The 15,110-nt window shown below is 62.1% G+C and carries 12 protein-coding genes; 2 read left to right on the top strand and 10 right to left on the bottom strand.

Features of this window, described 5'->3' with window-relative positions; genetic code table 11:
* Positions 1–24: 24 nt before the first annotated feature.
* The 7 genes from E0F99_RS16260 to E0F99_RS16290 all read right to left on the bottom strand — a co-directional run bounded on the left by E0F99_RS16260 (position 25) and on the right by E0F99_RS16290 (position 7,267).
* Positions 25–1,473 (bottom strand): efflux transporter outer membrane subunit, encoded by a 1,449-nt coding sequence (locus tag E0F99_RS16260; RefSeq protein WP_083355864.1) that lies wholly within the window; start codon positions 1,471–1,473, stop codon positions 25–27.
* Complete coding sequence (locus E0F99_RS16265; RefSeq protein ID WP_083355865.1) at positions 1,470–2,378, bottom strand: efflux RND transporter periplasmic adaptor subunit; 909 nt, start codon at positions 2,376–2,378, stop codon at positions 1,470–1,472. Before E0F99_RS16265 ends, E0F99_RS16260 begins: the two co-directional genes overlap by 4 nt.
* Complete coding sequence (locus tag E0F99_RS16270; RefSeq protein ID WP_016969155.1) at positions 2,375–2,584, bottom strand: DUF1656 domain-containing protein; 210 nt, start codon at positions 2,582–2,584, stop codon at positions 2,375–2,377. Before E0F99_RS16270 ends, E0F99_RS16265 begins: the two co-directional genes overlap by 4 nt.
* Positions 2,581–4,659: an FUSC family protein gene (locus E0F99_RS16275; RefSeq protein ID WP_083355866.1), complete on the bottom strand. Its 2,079-nt coding sequence runs from the start codon at positions 4,657–4,659 to the stop codon at positions 2,581–2,583. Before E0F99_RS16275 ends, E0F99_RS16270 begins: the two co-directional genes overlap by 4 nt.
* Positions 4,656–5,075 (bottom strand): MarR family winged helix-turn-helix transcriptional regulator, encoded by a 420-nt coding sequence (locus E0F99_RS16280; protein ID WP_083355867.1) that lies wholly within the window; start codon positions 5,073–5,075, stop codon positions 4,656–4,658. The genes E0F99_RS16275 and E0F99_RS16280 overlap by 4 nt, the downstream gene beginning before the upstream one ends.
* Before the next feature lie 302 nt (positions 5,076–5,377).
* A complete protein-coding gene (locus tag E0F99_RS16285; protein ID WP_083355868.1) occupies positions 5,378–5,623 on the bottom strand; it encodes a DUF2789 domain-containing protein in 246 nt (81 codons plus the stop codon).
* Between the two features lie 33 nt (positions 5,624–5,656).
* Entirely contained in the window at positions 5,657–7,267 is a 1,611-nt protein-coding gene (locus E0F99_RS16290; RefSeq protein WP_083355869.1) for a glycosyltransferase family 39 protein, read from the bottom strand.
* Positions 7,268–7,461: 194 nt separating this feature from the next.
* On the opposite strand from E0F99_RS16290, the gene E0F99_RS16295 reads away from it, so the two are divergent.
* Both E0F99_RS16295 and E0F99_RS16300 read left to right on the top strand, forming a co-directional pair.
* Entirely contained in the window at positions 7,462–9,618 is a 2,157-nt protein-coding gene (locus E0F99_RS16295; protein ID WP_083355870.1) for a PA5441 family protein, read from the top strand.
* Entirely contained in the window at positions 9,615–10,319 is a 705-nt protein-coding gene (locus E0F99_RS16300; protein ID WP_083355871.1) for a DUF3142 domain-containing protein, read from the top strand. The genes E0F99_RS16295 and E0F99_RS16300 overlap by 4 nt, the downstream gene beginning before the upstream one ends.
* Positions 10,320–10,602: 283 nt before the next feature.
* Here E0F99_RS16300 and E0F99_RS16305 read toward each other — a convergent pair whose 3' ends face one another.
* The 3 genes from E0F99_RS16305 to E0F99_RS16315 are packed head-to-tail and all read right to left on the bottom strand — an operon-like array spanning position 10,603 to position 14,660.
* Positions 10,603–12,054, bottom strand: a complete 1,452-nt coding sequence (locus tag E0F99_RS16305) for an efflux transporter outer membrane subunit (RefSeq protein WP_083355872.1) — start codon at positions 12,052–12,054, stop codon at positions 10,603–10,605.
* Positions 12,051–13,109 carry an HlyD family secretion protein gene (locus tag E0F99_RS16310; protein ID WP_083355873.1) on the bottom strand — a complete coding sequence of 353 codons (1,059 nt, stop codon included), beginning with the start codon at positions 13,107–13,109 and terminating at the stop codon, positions 12,051–12,053. The genes E0F99_RS16305 and E0F99_RS16310 overlap by 4 nt, the downstream gene beginning before the upstream one ends.
* A 15-nt stretch (positions 13,110–13,124) precedes the next feature.
* Positions 13,125–14,660 (bottom strand): MFS transporter, encoded by a 1,536-nt coding sequence (locus tag E0F99_RS16315; protein ID WP_083355874.1) that lies wholly within the window; start codon positions 14,658–14,660, stop codon positions 13,125–13,127.
* Positions 14,661–15,110: the final 450 nt, after the last annotated feature.

Consider the following 15,110-nt stretch of genomic DNA (forward strand, 5'->3'; position numbering starts at 1 on the left):
GCCTGTCAAAGCATAGCTATTCGCTCAGGGTTTGCCGGGCTGTGACGCGTGCGTTCGTCCGCTTTCCCAGCCGCCGCCCAAGGCCAGGAACAGATCGATCTGGCTCATGGCAACCTGGGTGTTCGCTGCCGCCAGTTGCGCGCGCACATCGGTGTAGGTGCGAGTGGCTTGCAGGTCGGCCAGGAACGAGGCGCGCCCGGCCTGGAAGAACCGGTGCGTCTGCTGCGAAGCTTCTTTGGCGGACTGCCCGGCGTCGGCCAGTGCATCGCGGCGTTGCAACTGCGCGGTGTATTGCGCAAGGCCGGTCTGAGTTTCGCGGATGGCATTGAGCACCACCCCGTCGAAGTGGGCCAGGGCGCCCTGGGTCGCGGCTTCAGCTTCGTGGATACGCGCGCGGGCGCCGTTGGTCGGCACCGACCAACTGATCAACGGGCCAAAGCCCCAGCGGTTGGTCGCAGGCGTACCCAGGTCGTCGAGAAGACCGACCGTGCCCACGGTGGCGCCGATACTGATGTCCGGGTACAACGCGCCAGTGGCCACACCGATACGCGCGGTGGCGGCAGCCAATTGGCGTTCAGCCTGGCGGACGTCGGGGCGGCGTTTGAGCAGGGTCGCGCCGTCACCCACGGGCAGCAACTGGCCGATGTGCGGCAGCTCGGCGCAGGTGCCGGTACCGGTCGGCAGTTGGTCTACCGGCTTGGCCAGCAGCATCGACAATCGGAACAGGCCCGCCTGACGCGCCGCTTCGTAGCGCGGCATGTCGGCGCGCAACGATTTGTATTGGGTTTGCGAACGCGTCACCTGGGTTTCGTCACCGCGCCCCGCGTCGCGCAGGCGCTGGGTCAACTGGGTGCTCTGGGCTTGCAAGTCGAGGGACTCGTTGGCAATCGCCAGTTCTTCGTTGGCCGCGCACACCTGGGTGTAGGAGCGCACCACATCCGCTACCAGCGTAATGCGCGCGGTGTCAGCGCCAGCCTGGGCGGCGTCAGTGGTGGCCTGGGCGCTTTCGATACCGCGCTGCAAGGTACCGAACAAGTCGAACTGGTAAGAGGTGCTGATGCTGGCGCTGCCGATGTTGCCGACCGGGACTTTTTCCGTCAGCAAAAACGCTTCGCCCGATTCCTGCAGGCGCTGGGCCTCAGCCTTGACGCCCGCGTTCCAACCGCCTGCCGATTGCGCCTCCTGGGTCTGGAAACGCGCGCGTTGCAGGTTGGCGGCGGCTACACGCAGGTCAGTGTTGGAGGCCATGGCCTGGCGTACCAGCTCATCCAGGCGCGGGTCTTTGTAGAGTTTCCACCAATCGGCCGGAACCGGCGCCGAGACCACGTTGTTGCCCTCGCCCGCGATCTGCCCTTGCAGGTCGCCACGGTTGATCGCGGCCTTATCCGGCAGTTTGTAATCGAGCCCCACCACTTGGCAGGCCGACAGCAGCAAACCCAAGCCGGCCGTGGCCAGCAACGCCGCCGGTTTCATGGTGTTTCTCCCTGCTGCGCCTTTTCTTTGGCGGCGGTCTTGTCGTCAATGATCGACACCGTGGCCGTACGCCCGGCGATCATGCGAAAGTCCGCCGGCACGTCATCAAAGGCAATGCGCACCGGAATCCGCTGGGCCAGGCGCACCCAGCTGAATGCCGGGTTGACGTTGGGCAACAGGTTGGAGCCACTGCTGCGGTCGCGGTCTTCGATACCGGCGACGATGCTCTGCACATGGCCGCGCAGGCGCGCGTTATCGCCGATCACTCGAATATCGACGGCCATGCCGATGTGAATGCCATCGAGCTTGGTCTCCTCGAAGTAGCCGTCGATGTGGAAGGAATTACTGTCCACCACCGACAACACCGGGCGCCCAGCGGTGACGAACTCCTGAGCACGCGGCGCGCGGTCGTTGACGTAACCGTCCACGGGGCTGCGGATGACCGAGCGGTCGAGGTTGAGCTGCGCGGCGTCCACGGTCACCTGCGCCTCGGCCAAGGCCGATTGGGCGCGGGCCACGCGCGACTGGCTTTCTTCCAGTTGTTCGCTCGGCACCAGGTTACCCAAGCCACGGTTTCGCTTGTTCTCGCGCTGCGCCTGGGCCAGGGTTTCCTGGCGGTCCGCCACGGTGGCCTGGGCTTGGCGCAGGGCCAGCTTGAAGCGGTCCTGGTCCACGGCGAACAGCACCTGGCCCTTGGTTACCAACTGGTTATCGCGCACATCGACTTGCTGGATCAGCCCGGACACGTCCGGGGCGATCTGCACGATGTCGGCACGGATATGCCCGTCACGGGTCCAGGGCGCAAACATGTAGTACATGACCATGCGCCACACAACGACGACAGCGAAGGTCACTATCAATAACGTCAGGACTACACGGCCGATGGTCAAAAAAGGTTTTTTCATGTCATCAGATATCGACTGAGTGAGTCCACCGCGCCCAGCAACAGCGCGTAGAGCCCCACATTGAACAATGCCCGGTGCCAGACCAGGCGATAGAAGTGAATGCGCGTCAACAGCCCGTGCACCACCAGAAACAACACGTAGGTAATGCCCATCAGCACCAGCAGCGTGGGCAGGAACACCCCGCTGATATCCAGATCACCGATCATAAAGGCGCTCCATCAGGCAGCGGCGCTTCCCTTTCGGTGCCGCCAATAAATTCCACGCCGGGCAGCAACGACAGGCGCAAGCCGGCCAGTGCGTGCAGCAGATGCAGGCGGGTGTCATCTTCGTCTTGCAGGCCTTGGCCGTTGAGGGCGCGGCGCGTGCGGTCGAGGGTCATCAGCAGACCGCTCGGCGCGGGCAAGCGTTCACCCGCCTTGAGGCAGGCTTTGAAGTAACCGCCGACGCCTTCCACCACTTGGTTGAGCAGCACCCGTGGCACGCCGTAGATGCGCGGCGAGTAGGCCAACAGGTCAAGCAGGTTCAGCGCCACGCGCAAATCGCGCAGGGCGGTGCCGGTGTCCTGGCCGATGAGGCCCAGGCGCGGCAAATGCTGCATCAGGCGGTCGAGCATTTGCGCGGCCATGTGCCGGTGTTCGGCCAGGGTCGCAGGCTCGGTCATGCTGACGATGTCGCGCCAGCTGAACCGGGTCAGGCGTTTGGCCGCCAGTTCGGCGCCGAAAGGCCGTGCAATCAACGTCCACACGAACGCAAACAGCAAGCCAACCGGCCCGGCCAGGTTGACGTTGGCGAAGTTCAGGAAGTCCGCGTCGTAGGCGCCCTGGATGCTGATGAATGACGAGGTGTTTACCAACGTCAGCAGCATGCCGAGGTAGAAGCGCGGCTGCACGGTGAGCGTGCCGATGCAGATAAACGGCACGGCAAACGCCAGCACCAGCATCGGGAAATCGTGCAGGTTAGGCAGCACCAGAAACAGATAGAGGCTGGCGAACAACACCGACATGGCGGTCCAGAAAAAAAATCGGTAGATCTGCGGCGCCGGGTCGTCCATGGAGGCGAAGAAGCTGCAGGCCACAGCCGCCAGAATCACCGCGCTGCCACCGTCGGTCCAGCCCAATAGAATCCACAGCACCGAGGCGACGATGATCGCCGTGACCGTGGAAAACGCCGAATAGAACATCAGGCCACGGTCGAGGAACGGCGTCAGCCGGCCCAGGCGCCAGTGGCGGTAAACGGCGCGCCAGGTGTCCTGGCTTTCGCACTGGATGGCGGCTTGCAGGCTGCGACAGTCTTGCCACAGGTCGACCCATTCGCCAAGGCGATAGAGGGCGTTGGAGAACAGCAAGGTGTGGCGCTCGTCCAGCGCTTCGCCGTGGGGCTGGGCGGCGTCGATCTTGTCGCGCAGCACGCGCCAGCGTTCGAGGGGCGCCTCTTCGGTAGTGCTTTGTAGCCAGGCGTTGGCCTCTTCCAGCAAAGGCGTGAGTCGATCGAGAAACTCAGGGGCTCGGTGTTCGATTGCGTAAACCGCGTCGTCAAGCGCATCGATCACCGGCAACAGGTGAATCATCCGCCCGCGCAGCTCCTTGGTGTTACGCACCGTCTGTGGACGTGCGCCTTCGTGGGGCAACTGGCCGATCATTAATTCCAGGGTATTGAAGGTGGCGACCATGCCGCCGCGCAACGTGCTGACCTCTTCAGGCGCCACGTTGCGCATCAAAAAACGCTGGCTGTAGACCTGGGCATCGGCGAACCACTTGGCCACCGAGCCGTCAAACACCGGCATCAGCCGACGCGGCCAAAACATCGCGCCCACCACGGCCGCCACGGCGATGCCGAGGAAGATTTCTTCGGTACGCGCCTCGGCCACATCCCACACCGCCAGGGGGTTATCCACCACGGGCAGTGCGATCAACGGCAAGGTGTAGCCGGCCAGCATCAGAGCATAGTTGTTCGCCGTACGCAGGTGCATGGACAGGAACAGCAAAATGCCGGTCCACAGTGCAATCACCACCACCAGCACATACGGCGCCTGCACAAACATGGGCACAAATATCACCGCCGCCGCCGCGCCCATAAAAGTGCCGATGGCGCGGTACAAGGCCTTGGAGCTGGTAGGGCCGACAAATGGGCTGGAGACGATATAAACCGTGGCCATCGCCCAATACGGACGTGGCATTTGCATGAGCATGGCGATGTACAGCGCGATCATTGACGCTGCGAACGTACGCACGCCATAGAACCAGTCGCGGGCGGGCGGGAAGCCGGCAAAAAATCCGTTCAAGGCGATGCAACCCCAGCCGCTTCAAACGCCCGCAGCACACGCAGGGCGGCTTCAAGGTCGCTGTGGGCGATATCCGCCAACACGTCCTGGCGCAGGCGCACCAGTTGCACCTCCACCGCGTGCACCAGCTCACGGCCGCGCTCGGTAAGGCTCAAGGCCTTGGCGCGGCGGTCGTGGATGTCTTCGGTGCGGCACACGTAGCCACCCGCGCACAGCTGGTCAAGCAGGCGCACCAACGAGGGGCTTTCCATCCCGGACGCCTGGGCGACTTTTACCTGATGCACACCATCGCCCAAGCGGCCGATCATCAACAATGGCACGGCGCAGGCTTCGGAAATACCGTAACTCACCAGCGTGGTCTGGCAGATTTTGCGCCAATGACGGGCGCCCACCACCATGCTGCTGCTGAGGTTCATGTGGAGTTGTTCGAGGGCTTGAGGCACTGGAGCGCTCGCATACAGTTAGTTTGCTAACTATCAATATGGTGGATGAGGCTAAAGCAGTCAAGTTTTGAAACAAATTTGTGATGGGTGGTGCGGGGTTAGGGTAAGTAAAGCGGGTTTCGGAAGGGATGTTGGATTTTCAGCGGTATTGATCGTTCCCACGCTCTGCGTGGGAGTGCATCCGCGTCCGCTCTTAAAGTCGTGACGCAGAGCGTCACAGGCGGCATTCCCACGCGAAGCGTAGGAACGATCAATGCCTTTTTGAAAAGATTTTTTTACGCCTCTCGCCCTGCCCTTAACAACACACTCAACTGATCCACCACTTGCGCCCAATCCGCATCTTCCCGAATCCCATCGCGCAAAAACGCTCTCTGACTGGGCGTCCAGAAAAACGCATCCGCCAAACGCAGTTCAGGCTTTAGCGGTGAATGAACCGTCACAAACTTCTCGATACTCACCGGGTCATGCGGCAGCCCAAGCTGTTTGAACAGTGAAGGTAAGCTGTGCACAGGCGATTCCATGGCAAGCTCCAGATAAAGAAGTGTTAACTGAGTCTAGCGGCAACCTTCGGGTTGCGGCGGCGCTACGTCGCACAGCACGAACAACCGCGCCCTGGCACCGCCGCCGTCCTGACGGCTCAGCTCGCGCCAGCCTTGGGGCAGTGGTGCGAAATCATCCGGCGCTTCGTTGCTGCTGATCAGCCACACGCGGCGGGTTTGGGCGGGCAATGCCGACAAACGGTCGAGGTAAATGCGCCCGCCGTCCTGGTCCACCAGCGTACCGAAGCCGTAGGCATTTGGCCGGGTCGACGTACCGTCGGGCTTGGGCGGGGTGTAAAGCTGCAACTGGGCATCGGTCTCGTCGTAATACACGTAGGGAAGGTACCAGAGCATGTCACTGAGGACGATGCGGTCGTCTTCCTGGTAATTGCGGTTGACGAACTCCACCGGCACGTTGAATTGATCATGCTCATCGACGGTGAAGTTATTTTTCAGCCCCGCCAGTTCCATACCCACGAACACCACTAGCAGTGCCGCGCCTAGCAGTGACAGGCGCGCGGGCAGACGGTGAATAACCAAGGCCACAAGGATCGGCAAGCCCAGTGCATACACAGTGAGGTAGCGCTCGATAAACACTGGCGAGATGAACGACACCCCGTACACAAGCAGCAACGGCAGTAAAAAAAACAGCGCTAAAAGGCTAGCCGGCCGATAGCGTTCGCGGTCTCGCCAGGCGGTCACCCCAACAACCGCGACCAGCATTGACGGAAACAGCCAGAACAACGGCGGCCAGAGGCCAACACCTTCGTCCTGGAGCAAAAACTGCCAGATCATTGACGGCAGCGACAACAGGTTGACCGGGTCTTCCCAGCCAATGTCCCCGCCTACCTTGAGTGCATCAACGTGGTGCACCAGGTCCAGCAGATTTGGCAGCCAAGGCAGGTACAACAACACGATCGCGCTGTTGGCCACCCACCACGCCGGGCGCTTGATCAAACGCGGGCCAGACGGTTGAGAGGCGCCCAACAACCCCAGGTAGGCCCAATGCACCAACACACAGAGCGCAGTGAAATAATGGGTGTAGAAACCGGCTGTCATCAGCAGCACATACGCCACCAAGTAGCGCGTGCGCTCGGGTTGTCGTACCCAATACACCAACGCCAGCGTAGCGCCCAATAGCCACACGCCCAGCAACGAATACATGCGCGCTTCCTGGCTGTAGCGCACCGCTGTCGGGAACAGCGCCAACAGGACGCCGGCCAGCACCGCCACACGACGGGTCGACAGTTGCCGTGTGAGCCAGATGCCCAGGCCCACGGCAACTACGCCTGGGATCGCACTCATGCCGCGAAGGGATAAAATTCCATCGCCAAACAGCCCAATCCAGCCGCGCAACAAGAAAAAATACAACGGCGGGTGCACATCGTGGGCGGCGTGAAACCACAAATCGCCTGCAGCGTATTCGCTGAGCAGCAGGCTCGAGGCTTCATCCCCCCAGATAGCGGACGCCGTGAGGCCGTAAAAACGTAGGCTCGCAGCCAGCGCCAGGAGCGGCACCCACCACAGAAGGCTCATCCAAGCAGCACCTGACCAAGACTGCGAGAGGTGATGGAACACGGGTAATGAACCCACTTTATCGTCTTGCTCTGCCACAGACCGTCGCACCTCGATTCCCCTACCATTGCCTTTTTTGGCCGGCAAATAAGCCCCATGCGTGAATGACCGCCACTCTAGGACAAAAGCCCATTATTCGCTGCTGGAATCCGACAAATCAGCGATTTGTGTAGGCATTTACCGAAGCATTTGTCAGACCACGCTATGATTGCCTCCCTCAAAGGACTAAGGATCAAGGACACGTTATGCGCATCGGTTTTTTGTCACCTCTGGCCCTGGCACTGCTCACCGGCCTTTCCTTCCAGGCCCAAGCCAGTGGCGATGACTCGTGCTACCCCGACTGGCGAGTATCACGCGACAGCCTCGAAGGGTGCAGCAACCTGCCTTTTCTGAGCCCGGGCAATGACAGCCGGGTCAACCTGCGTCTGTTACTGGCCGACAAACAGGTGGCGCCTCTGACGCCGAATGCGCTAAGTGAAACCGATCTGGAAGAAGGCTTTGGCCCGGTGCCGTTCCCGGTGTATCGCCTCACGGCGATGACCGATGCCAACGTCGAAAAAACCGACGCGACGCCCACGCCCAGCAAACTCGAGCAATTACTGGCCGCGCAAGGTATCGCGCGTGAAAACCACAACGCCGCGGGTGATGCCTTCCTGAACGGCGAAGGCAGCCGCTGCCGCAGCAATGACGACAGCAGCGCCACGGCGTTTGTCAGCCAGGTAATCAAAGCCGATCTACCTGAAGCGGAACGCCGCTTGCTGATCACTGGCCGCCTGCAACTGCTCGGCGCCTGTACCTGGGACGGCGCAAGCCTGGGTGACCCCGAGCAAATCCAATCGGCAGCAGGCCGCGAGCTGCGCACTTACCTTCAAGCCGCCGGCGACTTTTACAGCGGCCGCTTTGGCGACGCGCAACGCGGCTTTGTCGCGGCCGCCGCCGGCAGCCTGCCGTGGGTCAAGGAGACGGCGCTGTACATGATCGCGCGTACCGAGCTGAACCAAGCCCAGGAAAACGCCTTCGACGAATACGGCATGCCGCAACTGGAGCGTGTGGATAAGTCCGTGCTGTCCAACAGCGGGACCGCCTTCAACCTGTACCTGAAAACGTACCCTCAGGGCGAATACGCCGCCTCTGCCCAAGGCCTGTTGCGCCGGGTGCATTGGCTGGCGGGCGATACCGACAAGCTGGCAAACGAGTTGGCCGCGCAATTGAGCGCTGAGCCGCGCAATGTGTCGTTGGATGACTTGGTGCAGGAAACCGACAACAAACTGCTGAGCGCTACCCAAACACCTGCGGCCAACCCACTGATGCTGGCACTCAATGACTTGATGTGGATGCGCGCCGGTAACCCGCCCAAGCTGACCCGCGAGGCGTTGACCGCGCAGAAGGCGGTGTTCGCTCAGGAACCGGCGCTGTACGACTACGTGCAAGCCGCGTTTGCGCTGTACGTCGAGCACCAACCCGACAATGCCTTGAAACGGCTGCCTCAGGACGTGCCTGCGAGCCTGAACTACTTCGCCTTCAGCCAGCAGACCCTGCGCGGCCTCGCCCTGGAAGCCAAGCAAGACTGGAAGAGCGCCGAAGCGTTGTGGCTGAAACTCTTGCCACTGGCCAAGCAACCCTTGCAGCGCGACCAGTTGGAACTGGCCCTGGCGATGAACTACGAGCGCAGCGGGCAACTGGCCAAAGTGTTCGCGACCGATTCGCCGATCAACGCCCAACAGGTGCGCGCTATCTTGCTGCGCAACATCGCCGATCAGGCATTGCTGCGCCAGCAGATCACCCAGGCCAACGACCCGCTCGAACGCGAAACCGCGCAGTTTGTGCTGCTCTACAAAGACCTGCTGCGCGGCCAATACGCCACCTTCGCCGACGACCTCAAGCAACTCCCTGCGTCGCTGCCACAGAACAAACTCGGCACCCGACTGGGTTACGTCTACAGCGATGGCCAATCGCTGCAGTTGTTCCAGTGGAACGGCGACAAGGCTGAAGCCGGCTACGCCTGCCCGAGCATCGCGCAAATCGCCAGCACCTTGCAGGCCGATCCGAAAAGCCCCAAAGGCCTGAACTGCCTGGGTGAGTTCATCCTGAGCAACCATCTGGATGGCATGCCGCTGGACCAGCCAGGCGCCGCCGGCAGCCTGGGCAGCAGCGCCTCGCTGTTCAAAGGCGAAGCCTTTTCGCGGCTCGACGGTTACCGCCAAGTCATCGCTAATCCCAAGGCACCGCATAACGACAAGGCCTACGCACTGTTTCGCGCGATCAACTGCTATGCGCGGTCTGGCTACAACAACTGCGGCGGTGAAGATGTCGACAAGTCCGTGCGCAAAGGCTGGTTCCGCCAGCTGAAAACCGGGTTTGCCGACACTGAATGGGCCGAGTCGCTGAAGTACTACTGGTGAGGCACCTGTGGCTGGGCTTGCTGTTGCTGGCAAGCCCGGCCTTTGCTGCGGTTGATGCTCGCGATTACGACGCCTTCTGGCTATGGAGTGGCGTCGCGCCGCAGCCGGTGCTCAAGCAAGCGAAAACCCTGTACATCCTGCAGGGCCAGATCAATTCCACCCGCCGCGCGCCACAGCGCGGCGTGCAGTTCATCGCCCAGGGCATCAGCGTGCCACGCATTACCCAAGGCGACGTCTGGGTGGTCTACCGCGCTCACACCCTGCACTGGCCAGAACAGGCCTACACCCAACTGCTCGGCCAGGTGCAACGCTGGCGCGACGCGGGCAACCCGGTGGTGGGCATCCAGATCGACTTCGACGCCCGCACCCAATACCTGCACGAATACGCCGATTTCCTGCGCGATCTGCGCCAACGCCTGCCCACTGACCTACGGCTGAGCATCACCGGCCTGATGGACTGGAGCAGCAATGCCGACCCCACCGCCATCGCCCAGCTCAAAGGCGTGGTGGACGAAGTGGTGGTGCAGACGTACCAAGGGCGCCACAGCATCCCGGATTACGCGGCGTATTTGCCACGGATGAACCGGCTGGGGCTGCCGTTCAAGGTCGGGTTGATTCAGGGTGGCGTGTGGGAGGAACCGGGGTATTTGAAGGGGAGTGAGTGGTTTCGGGGGTATGTGGTTTTTTTGCAGAACCCGTAGTCACGCAATATCCCCTGTGGGAGCGGGCTTGCCCGCGATAGCGTCAGTTCAGTCAACGTGGTGTTGAATGATACGTCCTCATCGCGGCATGGGTATCTACGCAACTTTTTGTGTTGCGCTAAGTTTTTGGCGGGGTTTTTAGGTAGATGTGAGTACATATCCGTTGCTGCGGTAACGGATATGTACCCAGCGCCCCCGCGACAATCAAAGAATTCAACCCACAAAAAGATGTATAGATACCTATGCTCATCGCGGGCAAGCGCGCTCCCACATGGCGTTGTATTCAGCCTGCAGGAAGGGAGGCTGTTTCAGGGTAGACGGATTGCCAACCGCCACCCAACGCCTTGTACAACCCGACCATGGCCAATGACACACCGGTGGAGCTTTCAACCCACTGTTCCTGCGTTGCCAATAGCGCACTTTGCACGGTCAGCACATTGACGAAATCCACCACGCCTTCGACGTACTGCTGTTGCGCGGTGCTCAAAGCGATCTGGTTCTGGCGCACTGCTTCGGCGAGGCTGTCGCGGCGCAGCTGGCTGGCGTTGTAGCGGGTCAGTTGGTCGTCAATTTCATGCCAGGCACGCAGCACGGTTTGCTGGTAGGCGAGCGCGGCTTCCTGTTGCTGCGCTTCGCGCAGGTTCAACATGCCTTGCAGGCGGCCGCCATTGAACAGCGGCAGGCTGAATTGCGGGCCGAAGGCAAACGCGCGTGAGCCCCATGAGCCGAAATCCGACAGTTGCATAGCCTGTGAACCGAGGCTGCCGGACAAGGTGATACGCGGGTAGAAGTCGCCCTTGGCCACGCCGATAGTGGCGGTGGCCGCGTGCAAGCGCGCCTCGGCCTGGCGGATGTCGGGGCGGCGTTCAGCCAACTCGGACGGCAGGCCGATGGCGACCTGGCGCTGGGTTTGCGGCACGGCGGCGTCCTTGGACAATTGCGCGTGCAGCGCTTGCGGCGGCTCGCCCATCAACAGGCTCAGGGCGTTGATCAGTTGGTCCTGGCGCTGTTGCAAATCCGGCAGGCGTGCTTCGATGGTGGCCACCTGGGCGGCGGCTTCGGCCACGTCCAGGTCGGTCGCCACGCCGTCGGCCAGGCGCAGTTGTGAGAGCTTGAGGCTATGGCGCGCGACGTCGAGGTTTTGCTCAGTGACGGCGCGGGTGTTCTGCACGCCGCGCAGTTGGATGTAGTCCTGGGCGGTCTCGGCGAGTACCGACAGCAGCACGGCGCGGCGGTCGTTTTCGGCGACTTGCAAGGTGGCGTCGGCCGCTTCGGTCTCGCGTTTGACCCGGCCCCAGAAGTCCAGCTCCCAGGCGGCGGAGAAGCCCATGTCCCACTGGTTGAACGCCGAACGGCCGTTCTCGCCGGAGGGGTCGCTCAAGCCTTTGCCGCTATTGCGTTTGCGCTGGTAAGCCCCCGTGGCGTCGACATTGGGATAGCGCTCGGCGGTGGTCACCTGGCGCACCGCACGGCTTTGTTGCAGGCGGCTGCTGGCCAGTTTCAGGTCAAGGTTATCGGTGAGCGCCCGGCGTGTGAGGGCCGAAAGCTGCGCGTCGTGGAACACGTCCCACCAGCGCTCCTGCAAAGGATCGGTGACGGCGCGGCTGGCGGCCTGTCGGCCCTGGGGCTCGCTCCATTGGGTGACTTGCGGGCTTTGTGGCCGCTGGAAATCCGGGCCGACGGTGCAGGCACTCAGGCTGATCAGGCTCAAGGTCAGCCAGGCGAACTGTCTCATTGCTGGGCCACCTCACGCGACTGCGCGACCGGTTGGGTGTCGACGCTGGCTTCCACCGACATGCCGACGCGCAGGCGCTTGGTCAGCGGTTGATTGGGTTCGAGCACGATTTTCACCGGAATGCGCTGCACCACCTTGGTGAAGTTACCGGTGGCGTTGTCCGGTTTGACCGAGGCAAAGGTCACGCCGGTGGCTGGCGCGAGGCTTTCCAGGTGGCCCTTGAGCAGTTCGCCGTCGAGGCTGTCGACGCGCACCTGCACGGCTTGGCCGGCGTGCATATGCCACAGCTGGGTTTCCTGGAAGTTGGCCACCACATAAGCCTCGGCCAACGGCACCACGGCGAGGATCTTGCTGCCCGGCGTCACATAAGCACCGACGCGCACCGCGCGTTCACCGACCATGCCATCCACCGGCGCGACGATGCGCGTGTAGGACAGCTGATAGCTGGCCATTTCCAACGCCGCATGGGCGCGCTTAAGCCCACCTTCGGCGGCATCGCGCTGGGCGGTGAGGATTTCCACTTGCTTGCGCTCGGCCGCCAGCACCGCCGTGGCATTGGCCAGGCGTGCGGTGGCCTGGTCAATACGGGTCTTGGCTTGCTGGGCGTTCTGCACGGTACCCGCGCCTACACCAGCGAGGTGGTTGTAGCGGTTCAGTTCGTGTTCGGCGAACGCCACTTCGGCGCGGTCTGCCGCCACAGTGGCCTGGGCCTGGGCGATCACCGAGCTTTGGCGCTCGAGGGTCGCGGTGGCGTTTTTCAGCTGGGCCTGGGCGACGAGCGTGTCGGCGTCGGCCGCCTGGGCGGCGGCGCGAAAGTCGCGGTCGTCGATCAGCGCCAACAGTTGGCCGGCCTTGACCCGCTGGTTGTCTTCTACCAGCACTTCCTTGATAAAACCGGCCACGCGCGGCGCCACCAAGGTGAAGTCGGCGGCGACGAAGGCGTCGTTGGTGGTCTGGCGCTTGCTGCCCAACAGGCCGGGCGCGACCAGGTACACCAGTACCCCGATGGCAAACACGGCGATAACGGAGACGGCAATTTTGTCTTTGCGTTTCATGAAAATTCCTTGTGGCTAGGCCGGTGCACGTGGCGGAAAGATCCGCGTGGGCATCCAGAAAATCAGCAGGATCAACGCCACTGCGACACCCGCCATGACGTAATAAAGGTCCGATGAGGTCAGCACCACGGCCTGCTCATGCAGCCGGTGCGCCAGGCCCGGCGCGTCGCCGTCGGCCAGGGGCGAGTTGCCCAGGCGGTCCACCAGCATGGTCGAGTGCAAGTGCAGGCGTTGGGTGGTCAGCGTGTCCAACACGGCGGTGGCGATCACGGCCGCAAGGCCTTTGACGGTGTTGAACCAAGCCGAGGCGAACGGCCCATCCATCGGTTGGATGCTGCCGGTGGACAGCATCAGCAGCGGCAACACCGCCATGGGTTGCCCGAAGATTTGCAGCAAGTACAGGCCATAGAAATCGTCACGAATCCACTGCGAGGTCAGGTGCGCGCTGCCAATGCAACACAGCACCAGCATGCTCAACCCGATCCCCAGTACCCACCGGCAATCGACCCAACGCAGGTTACACAGCGCCGCCACCAGCGGCAGCGCGATCAACTGCGGCAATGCCATCAGCAGCATCACTGGCGCGGTTTGCAGCGGCCGGTAACCCTGGACCTGGGCGAGGAAGCTCGAGGGGATGATGATCACTGAAGTCAGCACCATCAGCACGCCCGCCAGCACGATCAGGGCGAAAGCCAGGTTGCGCAGGCCGAGCATCTGCAACTTGAAGAACGGAATCGGCTGCGACCATTCATTCACCAGAAACAGCACCAGCAACAGCGTGCCCGCACTCAACAGGAAGGTGATCAGGCCAGACTCGAACCAGTCCAGGCGATTGCCCTGCAACAGGCCGATCACCAACATGCAGATCGCCGGAAAACCCAGCAGCAGACCGCGCCAGTTGAACTGCTTGAAGCGCTCCAGGCGCAGCGGATCCTGCGGCAAGCCGTAGGCCACGGCGGCCATCGCCAGCAGGCACGGCGCGACGATTTGCCAAAACGCCCACTGCCAGCCGACGTATTCGGTCCACAACGCGGCCAGCGGCGTGCCCAGGCTTGGGCCGAAGGTGGCGGTGAGCGCGTAGCCGGCCAGGCCGTACAGCTTGACGTTAGCCGGCAGGAAACGCAGTGCCACGGTCATCAACATTGGCGGCAACGCGCCACCGGCCAGGCCTTGCACGGTGCGCAGCAGCAACAGGCTTTCGTAGTTCGGCGCAAACGGGCACAGGATGCCCAGCACGGTGAACAAACCAATCGCGCACAGGGTGAAGCGGCGCAGAGAAAACGTCACTGCACACCAGGGCGCGAAGGCCATGGCCGCCACGGACGTCGACGTATAGGCCGCCACCAGCCAGGTGCCTTCGTCAAAACCGATGTACAGCGCACCCCGGATATCGGCGAGGGCAACCTTGGTGACCATCTCGTTGAGACCGGACACCAGCACCGCCAGCAACACACCGACCAAGCCGATAATGATGCGCGGGCCGAATACGGGCGGGTTGAGCGCAGTAGGTTTGGCTGCGGCCTGGAGGGCCGGGGCAGCGAGGGATGTCATGAACAGGTAACTCGGAATAAGAAATACCCGAGCAGTTTAATCAGGCACACACATGACAAAAAGTTACTTGTCGGCAGGTTATAAGTGCGTCGCACGCAACTGTTGGCCGCAGCTTGATCCTGTGGGCGCCGGGCTCGCCAGCGATGCAAACAACTCGGTCTGTCTGCAAAAGTGCGCTGATGCTATCGCAGGCAAGCCAGCTTGTATGGTTAGACTTGTTGGGGTGGTGGGACTAAAAGCCAGCATCTGACTCTAGCCAGTACAGACCGTGGGAGACTTCGCCCCACCCCTTCACCAAAGCGCCGATAAGGAATGCATCGGCTATGACCGACGATAGAAGCAAGCCAGCGCAATGGTGAAGCCCCGACAAGCCTGCAAACCCTAACCCGGAGCGTTTTTCATGGCAATGACTGTCTCGCAATCAATCATCGGTGTGGATGTCGCTAAAGC

This window comes from Pseudomonas antarctica (assembly GCF_900624995.1).
GTDB classification, from domain to species: domain Bacteria; phylum Pseudomonadota; class Gammaproteobacteria; order Pseudomonadales; family Pseudomonadaceae; genus Aquipseudomonas; species Aquipseudomonas antarctica.